This is a genomic window from Campylobacter gracilis (genome assembly GCF_018374135.1).
Classification (GTDB): domain Bacteria; phylum Campylobacterota; class Campylobacteria; order Campylobacterales; family Campylobacteraceae; genus Campylobacter_B; species Campylobacter_B gracilis_A.
In genome coordinates this window covers 1-20,228 of record NZ_JAHAFS010000003.1, presented here as the reverse complement: position 1 = coordinate 20,228, position 20,228 = coordinate 1, and the positions used below count along the sequence as shown (strand labels likewise).

Annotated in this window: 20 protein-coding genes and 1 pseudogene; 13 read left to right on the top strand and 8 right to left on the bottom strand. The window is 49.5% G+C overall.

Going from position 1 to position 20,228, the window contains the following annotated elements; genetic code table 11:
• Nucleotides 1–109: 109 nt before the first annotated feature.
• Nucleotides 110–1,042 carry a DMT family transporter gene (locus KH703_RS01980; protein WP_304293672.1) on the bottom strand — a complete coding sequence of 311 codons (933 nt, stop codon included), beginning with the start codon at nucleotides 1,040–1,042 and terminating at the stop codon, nucleotides 110–112.
• A 6-nt stretch (nucleotides 1,043–1,048) separates the two neighbouring features.
• Nucleotides 1,049–1,954: a DMT family transporter gene (locus tag KH703_RS01975; RefSeq protein WP_304293670.1), complete on the bottom strand. Its 906-nt coding sequence runs from the start codon at nucleotides 1,952–1,954 to the stop codon at nucleotides 1,049–1,051.
• A gap of 429 nt (nucleotides 1,955–2,383) precedes the next feature.
• On the opposite strand from KH703_RS01975, the gene der reads away from it, so the two are divergent.
• From der to KH703_RS01925, 10 genes and pseudogenes are all read left to right on the top strand, one after another.
• Nucleotides 2,384–3,769, top strand: a complete 1,386-nt coding sequence (der, locus tag KH703_RS01970) for a ribosome biogenesis GTPase Der (protein WP_304293859.1) — start codon at nucleotides 2,384–2,386, stop codon at nucleotides 3,767–3,769.
• Nucleotides 3,756–4,250, top strand: a pseudogene (locus KH703_RS01965) (shikimate kinase); the annotation flags it as partial. The gene der and the pseudogene KH703_RS01965, both read left to right, overlap by 14 nt.
• Nucleotides 4,251–4,737: 487 nt before the next feature.
• Complete coding sequence (gene trpS / locus KH703_RS01960) at nucleotides 4,738–5,706, top strand: tryptophan--tRNA ligase (protein ID WP_298022022.1); 969 nt, start codon at nucleotides 4,738–4,740, stop codon at nucleotides 5,704–5,706.
• A 10-nt stretch (nucleotides 5,707–5,716) separates the two neighbouring features.
• Nucleotides 5,717–6,217, top strand: coding sequence for a DUF2628 domain-containing protein (locus tag KH703_RS01955; RefSeq protein WP_299226229.1), 501 nt, complete (start codon nucleotides 5,717–5,719; stop codon nucleotides 6,215–6,217).
• 55 nt (nucleotides 6,218–6,272) lie between these two features.
• On the top strand, nucleotides 6,273–6,539 hold the full coding sequence (locus KH703_RS01950; RefSeq protein ID WP_005871308.1) for an ACT domain-containing protein: 267 nt from the start codon (nucleotides 6,273–6,275) through the stop codon (nucleotides 6,537–6,539).
• Between the two features lie 9 nt (nucleotides 6,540–6,548).
• Complete coding sequence (locus tag KH703_RS01945; protein WP_304293665.1) at nucleotides 6,549–7,886, top strand: PFL family protein; 1,338 nt, start codon at nucleotides 6,549–6,551, stop codon at nucleotides 7,884–7,886.
• A gap of 24 nt (nucleotides 7,887–7,910) precedes the next feature.
• Complete coding sequence (locus KH703_RS01940; RefSeq protein WP_304293663.1) at nucleotides 7,911–8,324, top strand: hypothetical protein; 414 nt, start codon at nucleotides 7,911–7,913, stop codon at nucleotides 8,322–8,324.
• Between the two features lie 426 nt (nucleotides 8,325–8,750).
• Nucleotides 8,751–8,951 carry a hypothetical protein gene (locus KH703_RS01935; RefSeq protein ID WP_304293661.1) on the top strand — a complete coding sequence of 67 codons (201 nt, stop codon included), beginning with the start codon at nucleotides 8,751–8,753 and terminating at the stop codon, nucleotides 8,949–8,951.
• 115 nt (nucleotides 8,952–9,066) lie between these two features.
• Nucleotides 9,067–9,210, top strand: a complete 144-nt coding sequence (locus tag KH703_RS01930) for a hypothetical protein (protein ID WP_304293659.1) — start codon at nucleotides 9,067–9,069, stop codon at nucleotides 9,208–9,210.
• A gap of 436 nt (nucleotides 9,211–9,646) precedes the next feature.
• Complete coding sequence (locus KH703_RS01925) at nucleotides 9,647–9,811, top strand: hypothetical protein (RefSeq protein WP_304293657.1); 165 nt, start codon at nucleotides 9,647–9,649, stop codon at nucleotides 9,809–9,811.
• Nucleotides 9,812–10,472: 661 nt separating this feature from the next.
• Here KH703_RS01925 and uvrB read toward each other — a convergent pair.
• Nucleotides 10,473–12,491 (bottom strand): excinuclease ABC subunit UvrB, encoded by a 2,019-nt coding sequence (gene uvrB / locus KH703_RS01920; RefSeq protein ID WP_304293655.1) that lies wholly within the window; start codon nucleotides 12,489–12,491, stop codon nucleotides 10,473–10,475.
• Nucleotides 12,492–12,518: 27 nt separating this feature from the next.
• Here uvrB and KH703_RS01915 point away from each other — a divergent pair, with 27 nt between their 5' ends.
• The 3 genes from KH703_RS01915 to KH703_RS01905 are packed head-to-tail and all read left to right on the top strand — an operon-like array spanning nucleotide 12,519 to nucleotide 13,476.
• Nucleotides 12,519–12,779 (top strand): hypothetical protein, encoded by a 261-nt coding sequence (locus KH703_RS01915; protein ID WP_304293654.1) that lies wholly within the window; start codon nucleotides 12,519–12,521, stop codon nucleotides 12,777–12,779.
• Entirely contained in the window at nucleotides 12,776–13,012 is a 237-nt protein-coding gene (locus KH703_RS01910) for a hypothetical protein (RefSeq protein WP_005871317.1), read from the top strand. The genes KH703_RS01915 and KH703_RS01910 overlap by 4 nt, the downstream gene beginning before the upstream one ends.
• Nucleotides 13,009–13,476 carry a hypothetical protein gene (locus KH703_RS01905; RefSeq protein ID WP_304293653.1) on the top strand — a complete coding sequence of 156 codons (468 nt, stop codon included), beginning with the start codon at nucleotides 13,009–13,011 and terminating at the stop codon, nucleotides 13,474–13,476. Before KH703_RS01910 ends, KH703_RS01905 begins: the two co-directional genes overlap by 4 nt.
• Nucleotides 13,477–13,917: 441 nt before the next feature.
• Here the strand turns inward: KH703_RS01905 and KH703_RS01900 are convergent, their stop codons facing one another.
• The 5 genes from KH703_RS01900 to ispF form a co-directional block, all read right to left on the bottom strand.
• Nucleotides 13,918–14,586, bottom strand: coding sequence for a carboxylesterase (locus KH703_RS01900; RefSeq protein ID WP_304293652.1), 669 nt, complete (start codon nucleotides 14,584–14,586; stop codon nucleotides 13,918–13,920).
• Between the two features lie 515 nt (nucleotides 14,587–15,101).
• Nucleotides 15,102–15,638, bottom strand: coding sequence for a phosphatidylglycerophosphatase A (locus KH703_RS01895; protein WP_304293651.1), 537 nt, complete (start codon nucleotides 15,636–15,638; stop codon nucleotides 15,102–15,104).
• A 748-nt stretch (nucleotides 15,639–16,386) separates the two neighbouring features.
• Nucleotides 16,387–18,312 (bottom strand): hypothetical protein, encoded by a 1,926-nt coding sequence (locus tag KH703_RS01890; protein ID WP_304293650.1) that lies wholly within the window; start codon nucleotides 18,310–18,312, stop codon nucleotides 16,387–16,389.
• On the bottom strand, nucleotides 18,290–19,153 hold the full coding sequence (locus KH703_RS01885) for a response regulator (RefSeq protein WP_304293649.1): 864 nt from the start codon (nucleotides 19,151–19,153) through the stop codon (nucleotides 18,290–18,292). Before KH703_RS01885 ends, KH703_RS01890 begins: the two co-directional genes overlap by 23 nt.
• A partial coding sequence (ispF, locus tag KH703_RS01880; protein WP_304293648.1) for a 2-C-methyl-D-erythritol 2,4-cyclodiphosphate synthase occupies nucleotides 19,150–20,228 on the bottom strand: 1,079 nt, incomplete at its 5' end. The genes ispF and KH703_RS01885, both read right to left, overlap by 4 nt.

Sequence of the window (20,228 nt, the reverse complement as noted above, 5' to 3'; positions counted from 1 at the left end):
CTTTGATTTGAATGTTAGTCTTTTTAAGCTTTTAGACTGCTGAAATTTAGCGCAGGCTTGCGGCGCGGATAAAATTTAGCTTTGCGCCGCATTTGAATTAGATTTAAATTTAGCGCTCACGGGCGATTAGAATTCCGCTTAAAATCACCACCGCAATGCCTGCTAGCACGATCGGACCGGGCAGATGATCGCCTAGCATAATTCCTAGCGCCATGCTAAATAGGATGTCGCTGTAGCTGATCGCAGCGACGATGCCCGCTTTGCGCGAAGCGGCGTAGGCGCGCGTCATGTAAATTTGAAAGTAGATACCGCTGACACCCAGAAGCGCCACGAGCACCCAGCCAAAAAGGCTTGGCGGGTTGAAGTAAGCAAGCCTCGCCAAATCCGCTCCGCTGAAAAGTCCTAAAATTTTAACCTCGCTACCTTCAAGCACCCAGCCCATTATCATCATCGCAGCACTTAGAAAGGTCGCGGACGAGACGAAAACCAGCACGATGAGGTTGGTGGCGTAGTATTTGCGCAGCTCGCGCACGCTCGTATATGCAAGCCCAGCGCACATGCCGCCGAAAATTCCCACCGCATCGGTTACGCTGATGCCGATGTGCGGGCGCACGACGAGTAAAATTCCGCCAAAGCCCAGCAGTATCGCAAACCAGCCGCGCGAGCTTAGCTTTTCGCCTAAGAAAAACGCCGAAAATAGCGCGGTGAAAATGGGCGCCGTCTTTTGGAAGGTAAAAGCGGTGCCAAGATCGATGTGAGCGATATTGTAGAAGGTCGCTAAGATACCGCAGCTGCCGATAAAGCCGCGAAACGCGAGTAGCCACGGCTTGCCGCCCGGGCCCAGATTTTTTACCCGCCTTAGCGAAAACAGCACGATCGCGATCCCTACAACGTTGCGGAAAAACACGATCTCAGCGCTACTCATATGCTCCGCCATGACCTTGGCTAAAGCGCCGTTTAGCGCGAAATAAAAGCTCGCTACGAGCATGTAGTAAACGCCCAGATGTTTTAGCCAAAACGCGGAGTAAAATTTCTGCTTCACGCCGTCCTACTTTCGGTTCGCCACGAGCGCGCCCGCGACGATGATGAGCGCCATACCCCCAAGCGCCATGAAACCGGGCAGGGCGTCGCCTAGCAGCAGCCCAAATAGCGTCGAAAAGATGATGTCTGCGTAGCTGATCGTAGCTACTATGCCCGCTTTGCGCGTCGCGGCGTAGGCCTTGGTGACGTAGGTTTGATAAAACAGCCCCAGCAGCCCCAAAAGCACGGCAAAGAGCCAGCCCTGCGCGTTTGGAATTTTAAATTTGCAAAGCATAAAGCTAAGCGCGGGCGCATCTATAAATTCCGCTGCGATCATAAGCGCTGCGGGCATCAGCGTGCCGGCAAGAAGCGCCGAGAGGATGATCGTATCGGAGCTATAGTATTTGCGCAGCCCGCGCACAGAGGTAAGCGCCATTGCGGCAAATAATCCGCTTAAAATTCCAAAAACATCGCTCGGCTGCAAGCCAAACTGCGGCTGAATCACCAAAACGATGCCCGCAAATCCGAGACAGACCGAGAACCAGCCCATCGCGCCGAATTTTTCGCCGAGGGTAAAGTATGCGATGATCGCCGTCCAAATGGGCGCCGTTTTTTGAAAGGTAAATGCCTCGCCGAGGCTGATGTTAGCGACGTTATAAAAAAACACCATTAGCCCCAAAATCCCGATAATGCCGCGAAACGCGAGTGTAAAAGGATGACCGCCTTTGTTTGCGAAGCGCGCCGTACGGGGACGCGCCTTGATTTTATAAAGCAGGATCAAAAGCCCTGGTAGATTGCGAAAGAGCACGACCTCAAGCGATGAAATTTGCGCGCCCAAAAGCTTGGCGAAAACGCCCGTAAGAGAGTTGTAAAAGCACGCCATCAGCATATAATACACGCTTAGATGGTGCAGCAAGAAGTTGTTGTATTTCATCGCGACCCTTTAAATTTGCGAAATTATACACGCATAATGATTAAATTTTAATATTCTGCCGTTTTAATATTTCGCCGCGCCACCGCTTGCTTGAGCAAAGCAGTAAAATTTACGCAGCTGCGGGCTTTTATGTTTTCGCGCGATTGTGCCCGTTTTTGTTTTTCGACCGCTAGATTTCACACTTAGACTGAGGTTTTTAAATTTTATAAAATTTACGCATCGCCCCCGCTCCGCATCGTCTGCGGCGATGGATCATGCGCCTTGAGGTCTTTTATCTAGGCGGCGTCCCGCTTGTGTCGCGATAAAATTTCTCTAAATTTAGCGCCTAAATTTTATAAAATTTTGCCGCTTACTTCCGCGAGCGAGCGCGTAGAATTTGGCTTTAATCTATTTTTGGTTATAATCGCGCCAAAAACTACAAGGACGAACGTGAAAAGTTTGATCATCATCGGGCGCCCCAACGTCGGCAAGTCGAGCCTTTTTAACCGCCTAGCGGGCGCTCGTATCGCCATCACGAGCGACGTTGCGGGTACGACGCGCGATACCAATAGGGCCGAAGCCGAAATTTTCGATCGCCGCGTGCGCGTGATCGATTCGGGCGGCCTGGACGACACCTCCGAGCTGTTTGCGCGCGTGCAGATTAAAACGCTAAGCGAGGCAAAGAGCGCGGATTTGATAATCTTTATGACGGACGGCAAGCTGCTTCCGAGCGATGACGAGCGGCGGATATTTTTCTCGCTGCAGAGGCTTGGCAAGCCCATCGCCCTGGCGGTCAATAAAATAGACGGCAAGCGCGACGAGGAGCGCAGCTGGGAGTTTAACGAATTCGGCGTTAAATTTTTCCCGATCTCCGTCTCGCACAACAGCGGCATCGACGAACTGAAAGAGTGGATCTACGGCTTCTTGGACCCTGCGCCTGCGCGGCAGGACGAGGATGAAATTTTTGATGATTTTATAGAGGGCTTTAACGACGAGGGCGAGCCGAAAGAGGGGCACGACGAGGAATTTTACGCTAGTAAAACCATCGGCGTGGGTATCATTGGGCGAGTAAACGTCGGTAAATCGAGCCTCCTAAACGCGCTTGTGGGCTCGCAGCGCTCGGTCGTGAGCGATTATGCGGGCACGACGATCGATCCGGTGAACGAAAGCACGGAATTTGGGGGGCGCACGCTTGAGTTTATCGACACGGCGGGCATTCGCCGCCGCGGTAAGATCGAGGGCATAGAGCGCTTCGCGCTAAATCGCACCGAAAAAATCCTGCAAAACTCCGACATCGCGCTTTTGGTGCTTGACGCAAGCGAGCCGCTAAACGAGCTGGACGAGCGCATAGCGGGACTTGCGGCTAAATTTGAACTAGGTCTAATCATAATTTTAAACAAATGGGATCTTTGCGAGCGCGATTACGACGAGTTTTGCCGCGATTTAAGAGATAGGTTTAAATTTCTTTCCTATGCGCCGATCATCAGCGTTAGCGCGACGGACAGGAAGCGGATCCATAAAATTTACCCGCTCATTTTGGAGGTTTATTCAAATTTTACGCGCAAGCTCGGCACCGCAAGGATCAATGAAGCGGTAGAAGCCGCGATAAAGGCGCATCCGATACCTCGCGAGCGGGGCAAATCGGTTAAAATTTACTACGCCGCGCAGATCGGCTTTGCGCCGCCGAAGATCGCTCTTGTGATGAACCGCCCGCAAGCGCTGCATTTTAGCTACAAGCGCTATTTGATGAACAGACTGCGCGCGAGCTTTGCCCTTTCGGGCAGTCCGCTAGTGCTGCTGCCGCGCAAAAAAGGTGAGGGCGATGAAGAGAGGTAATATCGTGCTCATCGGCTTTATGGGGGTCGGTAAGGGCACGGTGGCGCGGGCGCTAGCTGTGCAAAGCGGGATGTTCGCGCTTGATTGCGACGATATGATCGAAAGCTACGCCAATAAAAAGATCGGGCAAATTTTTAAAGAGCAGGGGGAACAGAGCTTTAGAAAGATGGAAGCGAGCCTTGCGAAATTTTTAGAAAAGTCCGTCTGCTGCGCCGTGATCTCTACCGGCGGCGGCTTTTACGCCGTGAAAAATTTAAACAAAATCGGCACCGTCGTGTATCTTAAATCAAGCTTTGAAGGGATAATCGAGCGCTTAAAAAACAGCGAAAACGCGGAGAAAAAATTTGCCAAGCGCCCGCTGTTAGCGGATCTGCAAAAGGCCGCGGCGCTGCACGCTCAAAGAGACGGGGCTTATGAAAAAAAGGCCGACATCGTAATTGACGTGGAGAATAAAAGCGTAAAAAAGATCGTAAAAGAAATTTGCTCCGCCTGCGACGGGCTAAATTTAAAGGGGAAAAAGATGTCTAAACAAAAGTGCCCGGGCGGCGGCAAAAATTCCAAGCCGCACGGTAAAGAGGGCAAAAGCGATAAGCTTGAAAATAAAGAGGCGCTAAAGCAAAAGCTGCGCGAGCTCATAGAGGGCTTAGAGCGCGAGCAAATTCCAAAGCGCGTAATCGCGTGGCACTTCGATCTTTACGAGCCTTACGCGCTACAGCTGGCGGGATCGAGCAGTTATGACGCGGACGACGACGACTGGGCGTGCGAGGACGAGGATGAGTTTTATCCGCAAAGCTCGCGCTTGCAGCTTGATTTTTTAAGCGAGCTTTCGTGGCGGCAGGTTTTAAAAATGCTCGTGCAGGCTTTGCGCGAGCTACGAGAGCAGATGCCAGATGCAAAAATTTTTAAGTGCAAGCACGTTGCCGCGGGCTTCGTAGACGGCGATCTGATTTTGATTTAAAGGAGCAACGATGAGAATTTTAACGGGTCTTCAGCCCAGCGGCAAGCTGCATTTGGGCAACTACTTCGCGAGCATCAAGCAGATGGTAGACGCGCAAAACGCGGGAGAACAGATGTTTATGTTTATCGCAAACTACCATGCGCTCACGTCCGTAAGCGACGGCGCAAAGCTAAAAAATTCCACCTACGAGGCCGCCGCGGCGTTTTTGTCTCTGGGGATCGATCCGAAAAAGACGGTGTTTTGGGTGCAAAGCGACGTAAAAGAGGTGCTGGAGCTTTACTGGATTTTAAGCGGGTATACGCCTATGGGGCTACTCGAGCGAGCGCACGCATACAAAGACAAGATCGCTAAGGGTTTTGAGAGCAAGCATGATCTGTTCAGCTACCCCGTGCTGATGGCGGCGGACATCTTGCTATACAGCGCGGAGGTCGTGCCCGTGGGCAAGGATCAGATCCAGCACGTCGAGATAGCCCGCGACATCGCGCTTAAATTTAACAACGCCCACGGAGAAATTTTAACTATTCCGCAAGCGCGCGTAAATGATGAAGTAGCGATCGTGCCGGGTACAGACGGCGCGAAGATGAGTAAGAGCTACGGCAATACGATCGATATTTTTGCAGATGCCGCGACGCTAAAGAAGCAAATTTCAAGTATCGTAACGACCTCTGAACCGCTAGAAGCGCCTAAGCAGTGGCGCGGGTGCAATGTCTATAATATCGCGAAGCTATTTTTAAACGAAGCGGAGCAGACGGAGCTACAGGCTCGTTACGAGCGGGGCGGCGAGGGGCACGGGCATTTTAAGGCGTATCTAAACGAGCTCGTGCAGGGCTACTTCAAAGATGCGCGAGATAAATTCGAATACTATCAAAGCCACCGCGAAATTTTAGACGAGATGCTAAGACAGGGCGCGCAAAGGGCGGCTGCGACGGCTGCTTCATTGATGCAAAAGGTTCGCGCCGCCGTGGGGATTTATCGCTAAGGAGAGTGAGATGACGGATTACGCTAGAGAAATTTTATCTGACGGCAAGCTGCTTCGGCAGAAGCTGGAAATTTTCTTGCAAACTCCTAGTAAGGTTGAAATTTACGCACGCGCCTGCGAGAAATTTTTCGCCGCGGGTAAGCAGCGCGAGTTAAATTACGTAAGTACGTGGAGCTGGTGGGGATTTTTCGGCACGCTGTTCTTTTTTCTGTACCGCAAGGAGTACAAAATTGCCGCAGCCCTATTTGCCGTTATGGTAATTTCTTGCTTCGTTCCGTTTTTGGATGGACATGATAGAACTATAGGAACGGCGATTAGCGTCAGTAGCGGGACTATGGCTAAATATTACGTTTGCGATAGTTTTGTTTCATTGTTAGATAAACAAGACGATGAAGCCCTAAGACGGGGCGGCGGCGTGAATAGATGGGCGATATGGCTCGCGGTAATATTTTACGCTTTTGTCGCAATTGTGTTTGCGCTGATAATTTCAAACGGCGGCAAAATTCAATAGTTTTAAAGGGCTTCCGCGCTCAAAGTAGCTAAATAAATTTTAAAAAGGAGTAAGAGTGAAAGCGATCGTAACGGTGATCGGTAAGGACAAGGTTGGCATTGTAGCGGGCGTTTCGGCCAAGCTAGCGCAGCTTGGGCTAAACATAGACGACATTAGCCAGACGGTTTTGGACGAGTTTTTTACGATGATGGCGGTGGTTTCCAGCGAGGAAAAGCAGGACTTTACGGCTCTGCGCGAGGAGCTAAACGAGCTAGGCGAAAAGCTAAAAGTAAAGATCAACATCCAAAGCTCGGCGATATTTGACGCCATGCACAACATCTAAGGCGCACAGATGGACATCAAAAACGTAACCGAAACGATCGCGATGATCGAGGAGCAAAATTTCGACATCCGCACGATCACGATGGGCATCAGTCTGCTTGACTGCATCGATCCCGATATGGGCAAAGCGGCGGAGAAAATTTACGCCAAGATCACCGAAAAGGCGCGCGATCTGGTAAAAGTCGGCAATGAAATTTCAGCAGAGCTTGGCATCCCGATCGTAAATAAACGCGTCTGCGTAACGCCTATCGCCATCATCGGCGCGGCGACGAACGCTACTGACTACGTCCCGCTAGCAAAAGCGATGGACGAGGCGGCACAAAAGGTCGGCATCGACTTTATCGGCGGCTTTTCGGCGCTCGTGCAAAAGGGCTACGCAAAGGGCGATAAAATTTTAATCGACTCCATCCCCGCTGCGCTCGCCGCAACGCAAAAGGTCTGCTCGTCCGTTAATATCGGCTCGACTAAAACGGGCATAAATATGAGCGCGGTCGCCGACATGGGGCGCGTGATCAAGGAAACGGCGCGGCTTTCGGACCTTGGCGCCGCCAAACTAGTCGTATTTGCCAACGCCGTCGAGGATAATCCCTTTATGGCGGGCGCATTTCACGGCGTGGGCGAGGCCGAGGTCGTCATAAACGTTGGCGTATCGGGCCCCGGCGTAGTTAAACGCGCGCTTGAGAAGGTGCGCCAAGCGAGCTTTGACGTGGTAGCAGAGACCGTTAAAAAGACGGCGTTTAAGATCACGCGTATCGGACAGCTCGTCGGCCAAATGGCGTCCGAGCGCCTAGGCGTGAAATTTGGCATCGTCGATCTCTCGCTAGCCCCAACCCCGGCGGTGGGCGACTCGGTCGCGCGCGTGCTTGAGGAGATGGGCTTAGAGCGCGTCGGCACGCACGGCACGACGGCTGCACTTGCGCTGCTAAACGACGCGGTCAAAAAGGGCGGAGTGATGGCCTGCAACCAAGTAGGCGGACTTAGCGGCGCGTTTATCCCCGTCTCCGAAGACGAAGGTATGATCGCCGCAGTGCGCGCAGGCTCGTTAAATTTGGAAAAGCTCGAAGCGATGACCGCGATCTGCTCGGTGGGGCTTGATATGATCGCGATCCCTGAGGATACGCCCGAGCAAACGATCGCCGCGATCATAGCCGACGAGGCCGCGATCGGCGTGATAAATCAAAAAACGACCGCCGTGCGCATAATCCCAAAAGGCAAAGAGGGCGACACGCTGGAATTTGGCGGGCTTCTGGGTAGTGCGCCCGTAATGAGCGTAAATAAAAACTCATCGGCTGACTTCATCGCCCGCGGCGGCCAGATACCGGCTCCTATTCATAGTTTTAAAAACTAAATTTAACTGGCCTAAGGAGGAAAAATGAGAGCGTTTGCGCTATTTGCGGCGGCTTTGCTTTTTAGCGGCTGCTCCATAATCTCGGCATTTTATAGCAAGGAGAAAAAATTCGAGCTGGCGGGCTTGGGGCAAGACGGGGTCTATAGGACCTCGGACGGCAGCACAGACACGCTAATAAAAATAATGTCCGCCCGCACAAAAGAGGGCGAGCCGTATCGTATAATCCACACACTGGAAATTCCTAAAAATTCTACCCAAACGGATTTTGATAGCAACGATAAAGAGGTATTCAAAATAGACTGCTCTAAGAATCGTTGTTCGCCCGAATATGATAGGGAGCCGAAAAGAATTGCCATTTCTTGGCCTGCGCCGGATGGAGGCGGTGTTTTTGATGGCGTCATATACCTAAAAAATTTACGGCTTGTAAAGGCGTATTAAATTTGCGGATTTAAAAGCGCGCAAAATTTATAAATTTAACGAGTAAAATTCTAAGTCGCCGCGATGGAATTTTTCAGGCTTTAAATTCTGTGCTACGGGCGTGGAATTTTGAGTTAGAATTTCAGCGTGAAATTTTACGGCGCGCTGCCCCTACGGCGAGGTAAAATTTTAAAATTTCGCCGCAAGACGCGGCGTTAAAATTTCATCTCCGCTCACGGCGGACAAGCGGCAGGTCTTTTGAAATTTTAAATTTTAAAGCGGCTTTCATTGAAATTTTAAAATTTAAAAGCAATCTGCTTCGTTATCATTGCCCGTCCGCTAAGAAGCGGGCAAAATTCTACTTCGGTGCAGATTTAAATACGGCGCGCAAAATGGACGTGGCATTAAAATTTTAAAAGATGAGCGAAAATATGAGGCGGAAATAAAATGCAAAAAATAGCTTGGAAATTTGGCGAGCTTGAAAAAGTCGCGACGGACGAGGGCTTTATTTGGTACGCGGAGCTGGAACTAAAAAGCGAAAACTTCGGCGAGGTGCCGTTTTGTCTCGTGTCTGCAGATACGGCGGATGTGGACGATGCGGGGTCTTGCTCGCGTAGCGCATCGCCCGAGACATCGATCGGTACGTAAAAGACGCTCTTGTTTTCCTGCGAGACGAGCTTAGACGCGAGTATCGTTTGAGCGAGGATGAGCTTAGGCTGCTTGACGTACCCTTTGCGATCTGCCGTTTGAGCAGCCGCAATGCATGTTTTACGCGCGCGATACGCAGTGGCTGCTAAGGTTTGCCGAGGGCGCGCTTGATATTTGCGAGCCTTTCGGCATCGGGGTGATTCTCGAGGGCGAAAGACCGCTGCGCGTGGAAAATTTAGAGCTTTGCAGAGAGTATTAACCGCGGATAAATTTTAAATTTAGAGGCGATTTTAAAATTTACGCAGCGCGCAAATCGGCGCATTATGGCGCACTCCCGCGGATAAATTTAATCGCGGCTCGTTGTCGTTTTGAAATTTTGCGGCGCACCGCAGCGGCTAAGATACGCCTTGACGAGGCAGCGTCTAAATTTCATTTCCCGCGCCGTGTCGCGCGAATCCCTCTTTCGTGCCCTTAAAAGCGAGCGTTTATGACGGCGGCGCGAATGTAGGCGCAGGCAGGCTTGGAATTCTACGTAAAATTTTGAAAGTATCCGCGCGCAACGGCGCGTAAAAAGCGCGCGAAAATTCGGCGTCTGGGCGCATGTCCACTCATAGCCGCTACGGATTGAGCGAGCGAAGCGGCAGAATTTAAACGCAGGGCGCGCGCGGGAAAAAGTCGAAGATAGGTGCGGAGACATGCAAAAAAAGCGAGAAAAAATCGTAAAGGCGCGCGGCGGTATAGAGTGTGCGGGCTGCCGCAAATCGGGCTCGCAAGTTGCGGATCGAAAGCGAGTTGAAACAAAAAGTTCGGCGCGCAAATTTACGGGTAAAGAGGAGCGAGAACAAGGCTACGATCAGTAAATTTAACGCGTGGATTCTCAGATCGGGCGTCTGCGGAGGCAGAGACGCGCGGCGCGAATTTATCGATTTGACGCGCAGAACGCAAATCAAAAAGCGCCGCAAGCAAAGAGGCGTGCAGCGAAATTTCGCGTTCCTTAAAATTTTGCTCGTAAAATTCACGCCTTTTTGAAATTCTATAAAATTTCGCTCGCAGAGTTTGCCTGTGAAATTTCAAAACTTTTGGCGGGCTTCGTTTTGAAATTTATAAAGCAAATCGTCGCACGGACGCCGCCGCGTAAAATTTAAGATCAAAGCAAGCTAAAAGCGGAAATTTTAAGCGCGAGCAAATTTAACTTGCAAATTGCGGATCGAACGTCCGGCGCGGCAGGGGGAGGCGTGGAGTGCAAATTTAGCGAGAAAATCGATCTGTAAATTTCGCGCGCAAACCATCTTAAATTTAACGAGCAAATTTTAAAACCGCTCTCGCAGAATTTTGCGACTAAATTTCACGCTTTGCCTCGCAGTATTTGACGCGCAGATCGCGCAAATTTCACGTTTTGCTTTACGGCATTCGGCGCACAATTTCGCTCTGTATTTGGCGCGCAAATTTTACGCTCCGCCAGGTGGAATTTAACGCGCAAATTTTACGACAAAATTTCACGGCGCTTTTAAGCCTTGCAATTTACAGCTTCCTAAGCTTCGCGATCTCATCGCGCAGCGCCGCGGCCTTTTCAAACTCTAGGGCGGCCGCGGCTTCGAGCATCTGCTTGCGAAGCTCCTTTACGATCTTGGCACGCTCGGCGGCAGGCGTCTTTTCTAAATTGGCGCCCTTTCTTAAAATTTCGGTGCCGTCCTCGATCTTTAGGCTCTCCTCGATATTGCGGCTCGCAGAATGCGGGGTTATACCGTGGGCGCGGTTGTATTCATCTTGAAATTTACGGCGCTTTTGGGTGATGTCGATCGCCTCTTGCATCGAAGCGGTGATCTTTTTGCAAAACATCACGACCTGCCCGTGCACGTTTCGCGCCGCTCGCCCCATCGTCTGAATGAGGCTGGTGCGCGATCGCAAAAATCCCTCCTTATCGGCATCCATGATCGCGATAAGACTTACTTCGGGCAGATCGAGCCCCTCGCGGAGCAAATTTATACCGATTAGCATATCGTATTCGCCGCTGCGTAGGCCGCGGATGAGCTCGTTGCGCTCGATCGCATCGATGTCCGAGTGCATATATTTGACCTTAAGCCCAAGCTCTAGATAGTATTTGCTCAGCTCCTCCGCCATCTTTTTGGTCAGCACGGTTACTAAGATCCGCTCGCCGCGCGCGATGACCTCCTTTGCCATATCGTGTAAAATTTCGACCTGGTTGTCGCTGTCTTTTAAGATAATCTGCGGATCAAGTAGTCCTGTCGGGCGCAGTATCTGCTCATATACGGCGCCGCGGCTAAGCTGTAGCTCGTAATCATTAGGCGTTGCGGAGACGAATAGAAATTTAGCTTTTTTGTTGATAAACTCATCAAACATCAGCGGGCGGTTATCAAGTGCGCTAGGCAGGCGGAAGCCGTACTCTACGAGCGTTTCTTTACGGCTGCGATCTCCTGCGAACATCCCGCGAAACTGCGGCAAGCTCACGTGGCTTTCATCGACGATGACGAGGTAGTCCTTGCCCTTGCTCTCGTAGTAATCAAAGAGCGAATAGGGCGTCTCGCCCGGCTTTTGACCGGTCAGATAGCGCGCGTAGTTTTCGATCCCCTTGCACATCCCCGTAGCGCCCAGCATCTCAAGATCAAATTCCACTCGCCCTTTCAGTCGCTGCGCCTCGACAAGCTTGCTCGCGTCCTCGAAAAATTTCAGCCTCTGCTCAAGCTCCTCTTCGATCCCTTTGATCGTTGATTTCAGGCGCTGCTCACCCACGATGAACTGGCTCGTCGGGTAGAGAATAAATTTTTTGACGCTCTGAGTCTTTTTATTTTCGAGCACGTCTAGATGATACATCGCCTCTATCTCGTCGCCGAAAAACTCGATCCTAAACGCCTCGTCGTTAAAATACGCGGGATAGATGTCGATCACGTCGCCGTTTACGCGAAAATTCCCGCGATCAAAAAAATCGTCGTTGCGTTTGTAGCCCATATCGACGAGCTTGCGAAGCAAAAATTTAGTGCTAAATTTTGATCCGATCTCAAAAAACAGCACCATGCCTTTGTATTCGGCGGGATCGCCCAGGCCGTAGTTTGCTGAAACCGACGCCACGGTGATGACGTCATCAAAGCTAAGCAAACTCGCCGTGGCGCTTAGCCGCAAGCGCTCGAGCTCAGCATTTACGTCGCTGTCCTTTTCGATGAAAAGATCCTGCCTAGGGATGTAAGCCTCGGGCTGATAATAATCGTAGTAGCTGATGAAGTACTCGACGTGATTTTGCGGGAAAAAGCCCTTAAATTCGCTATAAAGCTGCGCTGCGAGAGATTTATTATGCGTCATTACGAGCGCGGGAATTCCGAGGCGCTTGATGATATTTGCCATGGTAAATGTTTTACCCGAGCCGGTAACACCGAGAAGAGTTTGGTATTTGTTGCCGCTTTGAAAGCCTGCGACGATGCCTTCGATCGCTTTTTCTTGATCCTCGCTCGGGGAGAATTTGCTCTCGATTTTAAAATTTTGCAAAATTTTTCCTTTTTTAAAGCCAAAATTGGGTAATATTTTCATTTAAATTATATCATAAAAGGCGAAATAATGGAATCAATCTTTGACGAAGAGAAAAAGGTCGAGGGCTTAAGTAATAAAGTAGCTGAGCTGATTAGACGATACACCGAGGCTAGAGACGAAAATGAAAAGCTACGTACCGAGCTAGCGGCGGTCAAGGCGCAAAACGAGGCTTTGGGAATGCAGCTTGGCACGCTTGAAAACGATCTGGCATATCGCAAGATGAGCGATGAGGATCTAAGCAAACAGATCGACGATATTTTGGCAGGCGATAATTTAGGCGAGAAATGAAAGAAATTTCGGTTCAGCTGACGAGTAAGTCTTTGACGAAAAAATATGCGATAAGCCTGGATGATGACTTTGCGAAGGTCTTCGGCAGAGACTGGCGGATTTTAACTCGTGGCAGCGATCATCTGGATGCGGGCGAACTGCTTGAAGCCTATATCCAAAAAAGCTACGAAAATTTCATGCTTAATAAAAAAATAGATGCCTTAGTAAAGGACATCGACGAAGGAGTAAAATGATGAAAATGAGAAAAGGTGCGGCAGTAGGCGGCGGCGTAAGCGGGATAATATTTTTAGCTATTATAATCTTCGTGATAGTAAAAATAATATATCCAAAATTAAGCGGTGCTAAGGATGAGGTTCTTGCTAAAGCCTATGCAGTCGAGCTTGAAAGAGCTTTTAAAGACATACAAAGAGACTACTTAAGTCAAGGAGGTTTCCGAGCACTAAAAAGTATGGTAAGTTCTACGCAGTTCAGTGATAGCGATTTAGAGCGAAGTTTGGCAGTCAATCAAAGTTTCACCTATGGCGTAGGTCCAAAGTCAAAAAAGGATATAGTTTTTTGTGCGACTATTACCTTGCGTCAAGACAATGAGGGATATTTTTTAGAAACCTCAAACATCAATCGAAACAGAGAGCGTTGCGAAGCGTTTCATAACGATTCAACTTATAAGAAATTAAATGGCTTTAGAATAGGCAAATAATTCTTTAAATTTCGGTGTGTGGCTATTGCAGAGTTGTAAAATGTTAATGAAATGGCACACGAAAGGTAATAGCTTCCGCCAGCTTGTATTGTTTACCAAAAGTGCTCGGTAATTTATCTTTCTATGTATGTTTTTGCTAGTTAAATAAATTTATGCTTTAAAATCGATATTTTTGGCATTCATAGCGTAATTTATAATTCGCTTTAAAAATCGTAGCTTATATTCGCTATATTTTGCATCGTTGCAATTAATTTTAGAATTTGTATTATACGTTTTCAAAGATGAAAACCGCATGCGACAACTATGTGATCTACAGCTAAATTTACGAAATTTGCATTTCAAAAGTATGCAGAATTTTATTGATACAGGTTCAGGTATGAATTTAAAAAAATCTCACATAATTTTATGGTTATTTGTAACCGCCGATTTGATCCATCTGCGTTAGTAATCTAGCTGCTGCGGCGTATGGAACCAATGCTCGCCGTTTTTCATAACGCTTAAGTCGCAGTCGAACTTCTGCGCGAAATTTCTAACGATACAAAGAGGCGTCATATCGTCGTTTTCTGCGTATAGAATTCTACTGGGCGTTTCCCACTTAGTGATCGGATTGTTCAAAACAAAACTCCAATATTCCCAAAAAAGCGGTTGCCAGGCAGGGGTCAAAATCATCCGCTCTTGCTTCAATCGCTCTTCGCTAACGCCAGCCCTACGCATAATATTCGAAATAACGTATTTCATATCAAGTATCGGCGAGAGGAAGAGGCAGTCGCTAAGCTTTTCGTCGCGGAAGCTTTGCAGGCCGAGCCATGCTCCTAGGCTAACAGCAAACAGCGCGACCTCGTCCCAGCGCTTCTTTGCATACGATAAGATTTCGCGAAATTCCAAAATAGCGCGCCGCGGATCGCAAGAAGCGGACTCGTGCCGCCTCTGTCCGTGCCCGGACAGATCAAAGCTAATTACCTGCCGGCCTTGCTTGCAAACGACGGAAGCCAAAAGCTCCGCATCCTCCTTGCTTCCGCCCTGTCCGTGAGCGTAGATATAAACCTTTTTCGAGCGGCTCCCCCAAATGGCGGTGGGAATGTCACGGATCTCAATCGCGCTCTTTTGCATTTTTCGTTCCTTTAAATTTTTGCGCCGCTTACCCGCATTTTGCGGCAACGTCGCAAACTTAAGTGATAAATATTGCCAAAAATTTAATAGCACGCCCCGCTAGACTGCCTGCGATTAGCGATAAATTTTAAAATTTTATGCACCGAACCTAATCCGCCATTAAATTTTTGAAATTTAATGGCATAGAATTTTAAGCTGGAAAATTTTGGTGCCATGGAATTTTATATCGCGATCTAATGCGCCGTTAAATTTAGACCTTCAAAGCCCGTTGTATTTCGGGCACAAATATTCGCGCCTTAAAATTATAGCGCTCTAAATTGCGCGGTGTTCTAAAATTTAATGTTTCAAGTTTATCGTCACGGAAAGCGCCGTTCTGATGATCGCTTTATGTTTTTCTATCGCGATCGCTATGACGCTAGGCACAAAGGCGCGCAATCTCACGATCGCGCTATGTTTTCGATGCCGTGTAGCGCCCGCAATCGCACTGTGTTTGCTGCGATCTCGCCTAAAAAAGCTTAAAAAATCAATCCCGCGGCGCCGAGCTTGACCCCCAAAGAGATAACTATCAAAACCCCAAGCCCCGCGAAAAAGCCCGCCAGCACGTCATCCAGCATCACGCCGAGCCCGCCCGGCACGTCGCGATCCACGCGCCCGATGATTGAGGGTTTGCGGATATCAAACGCCCTGAAAAATAGCAGCGCCAAAATCATCGCGACGATCGATATCCTGCTGCTCTCAAAGCCCGCGATCAGCTCCCGCAGCGGCAGCGAAAAGATCTCGCCTACGGGCGCGGCGACGCACATCGCGATCCACACCCCCACGACCTCGTCGATGACGATCTCGCTGTTATCATGTGCGCCTACCCGCCTTTCGTAATCGCCTACGATCTTAAGCGAGACGAAAAAGACGAGGCCGGCGCACAAAAACAGCGTCACCTCGCCCGCTAGCATCAAAATCGCAAGACCTACTATCCAGCCTGCGATGCTGCCCCAGGTGCCGGGCGCGGGCTTTAGCAGCCCCGCGCCGAAAAATGTAACGAAAATTTTATCCATAATTGTCCTTTTAAATTTTGCTTTTTAAAATTTTACCGCTTATTTTAATTAGAGCATCTGCTCACGCGAAAATTTTAAATTCGCCCACGTACAGAAATTTTAAATTTCGTTCGTGCATGTAAAATTAATTTGCCCACCCGCACGAAATCAGTTCTACACGCTCGTCACAAAAATTTCGCTCACTAACGTATGAATTTTAAAATTTTAATCATTTGCGTAAAAATTTTAAAATTTTGCTCGCTCCACGCGGAAATTTTAAACCCACTCAAGACGACGCGAAGAGCGTTCTGTGTGTGCGGGCAGCTGCTGCGCCTCGCCTAAATTTATGCACTGCGACTTACTGCGAGCATCTGGCTAAATTTAAACTTGCTCGTCGAAAGCTTAAATTTTAGATCCGCCGCACTGCTATACATATCCATCGCTCCATCGCGCCTTAAAATTTTGAATCCGCTTCGTCGCACGATTTTATTGCGTCGTTATAAATTTGCTACGTAGCCGCGCCTTTAAGATTTAAAACTTCTTTTACCGCACCGCTTGTTTTAAAAATTTAGCTTCGTTGCGCCACAAAATTTTACTCCAAATCTGCGTCCGCCGCTCTTTATGCTATAAAATTCCGCGCAGTCCTTTCTTTCCGCATTATGAAATTTTACTTTACGTCTAGCCGCCGTAAATTCTAACGCCGCGAAATTTTACCCTCTGCCTAGCTTCCGCAAATTCCACGTCATTTTTTACGTTGCGCCCTCAAACGCTACGTCTTTAGCGCGCTGGTTTGGTACAGCTGCATAAGCTGCTCGTAAAACTCGCTCTCGCCGTGGCTCTGCAAGATCCCGCTGTTTGGAAAAAGCTCGTCGTAGAGCTTTTGCAGATCCGAAAATCGCGCGGGAAAAAGCTCGCTTAAAATCATCGCCGAGATCTCTTTACGCATAAAAATCGCGGGCGGCAAAATCCCCGCGCGCAGCAGTGCCTTGAGATTTTGTGTGCGGTAATGCACGTGATGATGAGCGCCGTGAGGGCAGTTTTTCGTGCTTACGAGCACCTTGCACTTCTCGCAATAGACGTATTCCGGCATAAGCAAAATCTCGATGTCGCCGCGCTTTTGATACTCGTCCAGCACCGAATGCACGCCGCCTCCCTCGAAAAACAGCTCCATATTTGCGTGATTTTGCCCGAAAATTATTTTGTTTATACCTAAATTTTTCGCAATCGCGCATTGCAGTGCGGGCTTGTCGTCAAAAATCGCAAGCGAGCCCAGATCGATCATCATGGCGCGTTGCGCGACTAAAAAATTTTGCAGCAAATAGCCTAGTGTTTTTTTGCGTAGTTCGTAGGGCAGGGCGTCTGTGCTGCTCGTGCCGGTTAAAAAAATCACCACGAAATCCGCCTTGTCGATCATATGCCTAATCAGCCGCTCATGCACGCGGTGTATCGGATCGGCACAGGTAAAAAACGCTGAAATTTTAGGCGCGGCAAGCGAGCTTGCGACTTTTTTTATGCGCGCGATTTGCTCTGCAAGCTCATTTTTTAGCAGCGTGATGCGCCCTTGCACCGCAGTTTGCCCTGCGTATGCGTTTTGAAATACCGAGCCTGCAATCTCGCTTGCGCTTGGGGCATAAACATCGCTAACGTCTATGCGCGCGACAAGCTCGCAAGAGGCGGGATTTGCAGCGGAATTTTTGATGAAATTTTCGGTGGAATTTGAGATAAAATTTCCCGCCGAATTTGCTACGGATTTTGCATCTGCGCTGCAAACGCGATTGATCGCAGAATTTTCGTCAATGCTCTGCGCGGAATTTACCGCAGAATTTGCACTGGAGCTTTTCGCCAAATCCAAAGCGGCGTTTTTCGCAGATTTTGCATCTGCGCTACAAGTAAAAGTTTGATCATAGCTCGCAGCAAGACTTTCTATATGGTCTAAGCCCTCGCTTGTGGCGTTTATAGCGCTTTGCGCACTTGCAGTGCGCGCGAAACCTGCGCCGCTTTTCGCAAAGCTCTGCTCGTTTTGCGCCGCGGCAGAAACTCCATCCTGCAAGTTGCGTGATTCTTTAGCTAGCAAATACGCGCCGCTCTCGCCGCTAAGCGAATTTTTGGCGCATTCGGCTATGCCGTCCTTGCTAAGATAAAGCTCCAAAATATCGCCTTTTTTTGCGTCCGCGCAGGAAAAAACGAAATTTATACCGCATACGCTAAGCTTACTTGGGCGCAGTAGCTCGCAGTTCTTGCCGAAAGCGCCGTTTGCGAGCAGGCTCAGGACGTTTAGGTCGGAGCGCGAGATCACTATCTTGCGGATTTGCGTTGCGCTATTATTTGCGCCTTTGCTCTCGCTTCCGGCTTGCTCTGCTTTTAAATTCCTTGCCGAGCCTTTAGTTTGCGCCTCATCTTTTCTGGCATTGCTCGCCTTTGACATTTTTAAATTTCGCATCGTTTTTAAATTGCGCTTTGCTTTTGAATTTTGTCTTGCTTTTGAGTTCTGCGATGCTTTTAAATTTTGCTTTGCCTTTAAATTTAGCGCCGCATCGCTCGAAGCTTTTGTAGCGTTTAGAGTTTTTGTGCCGCTTAAAATTCCTTCACTTTCAAGCGGTTTTATTTCGTGCAAATTGTCCGCATCGCGCGAAATTTCTATCTCGTCTGCGATCCGTACCGGATGCGTGCGGCTATTTTTTTCTTGCGATGCCATATTTTTTCCTTTTTTCCCAAAGCGATTTTCGCGAAATCCCAAGTGCCGCCGCCAGATCGGAGTCGAAATACTCGTCTTGGTGCGCTACGATCGTGAGCTTTACGTATTCTTCGATGCTTAAAATTTCGCTGCGTTCTTTGCTGCTGTCAAGCGCAATTTCGTCGCTAAAGCCTTTTTGCGCGCCGATGGATCCGACGATTACACGCATGGATTTGGTTTTGCTTATAAATTTTTCCTTCTGCGCGCCGCTTAGGCTATCAAAATCCGGTGCGTAAAAAATCTCCGCGCCTCGTTCTAGCGGCTCAGGGCTTTGCGCGGATAAAATTTTAAGGCGCGATTTTAGCGCAAGCGCGATCTTAAATACCGCCGCAGCCCGCGCTGCCGCATCGCCGCGCAAAAGAAGCGGGAATTTTATCTGCGCTAAACGCGCGGGCGGTATTTCGCACGAAAGAGAGGTTTCTCTAAGCAGCGCTTCGTAGGCTTCGTTTTGCGATTTTAGCGAGCGAAACTGCGCGTAATGCTCGATCTTTTTGATGAGCTCCTCTATCATAAATGGCTTTTGGATATAGTCCGTCGCGCCCGCTTTTACGGGGTTTAGCACCGTTTCGCTATCGACGTAGGCGACCATCAAAATTATGATTGAGCGCCTAAATTTCTCTATCAGCGGATAAAAGCTCGCGCCGCTCCAGCTCGTAGAGAGTAGCACCGCCTCAAACTCCTCTGCAAGGCCCGCCGCGGCCGCTAAACTCGCTGCGTTAGTGCATTCATGCCCCAGCGCGCCCAGCTTGTTTGCTATACTTTGGGCGAGATAGCTTTCGCTCTCGATTATTAAAATTTTCATACGCCCTGCGCCTTTTCCGCGTGCTTTTGCCAGTCGTAAAATTTTAAGCTTACCGCAGCCTGCGCGGCGATGCCTTCGCTTCTGCCCGTAAATCCTAGCCCTTCGGTCGTGGTCGCTTTGACATTGACGCGCGCGCAGTTTAAAATTTCGCTCAAAACCTTTTGCATCTGCACCTTGTAAGCTCCGATCTTCGGGCGCTGCGCGATGATCGTAATATCGGCGTTTACGAGCTCATAGCCGTAGCCTCTGACGCGCCGCATTACCTTTTGTAACAGCTCCTTGCTATCCGCACCTTTAAGCTTAGCGTCACTGTCGGGGAAAAGTTCGCCGATGTCGCCCAGCATCGCTGCACCGCAAATAGCGTCGATTAGGGCATGGATCGCTACATCGCCGTCGCTGTGTGCGATCAGTGCGAATTCGCACGGGATCTGCACGCCGCCAAGCACTATGCCCGTGCCTTTTTCAAGCGCATGTACGTCGTAACCCGTACCGCAAAAAATATCGCGCGAGCAGGGTTTTAAATTTAGCGCCGCCAGATCGCTTGCGCGCGTGATCTTAAGCGCGCCCGCTTCGCCTTTTACAAACTCCAATCGTCCGCCCGTGCTGCCGACCGCCGCGCTGTCGTCGGTAAAAATTTCGTTTCCCTCAAGCGCCTTTTTAAGCAGCGCCGTACGCGAAAGCTGCGGCGTTTGGATGAGGCGCAGCTCCTCCCTCTTCACTATGTCCTTCCCGAGGTAGGTCGTATCGTTTACGCCAAGATAGGGGCTGATGCAGTCTGCGCCGCCTAAATTTTGTATCAGCGAGGAGATTAGCCCTGGCGAAATTTGCGCACGCGCCACGTCGCTTACGAGCACGAGTTCGCTCTCTACGAGTTTCAGAGCGTTTTTTAGCGAGCTTTGGCGATTTGCGCCGCCGGGGGCGAAGTGAAATTTTAAATTTGAAGAGCCGCATTCATCTGCGCCGCATTCGACTTGAGCTTTAAAATTTTCCGCGCTCCGCGGCTTGCTTGCGTCGTTTAGATCGTCTGCGCCGCATTCGATCCCGCCCTGCTTGCTTTGAAATTTATACTCGCTCG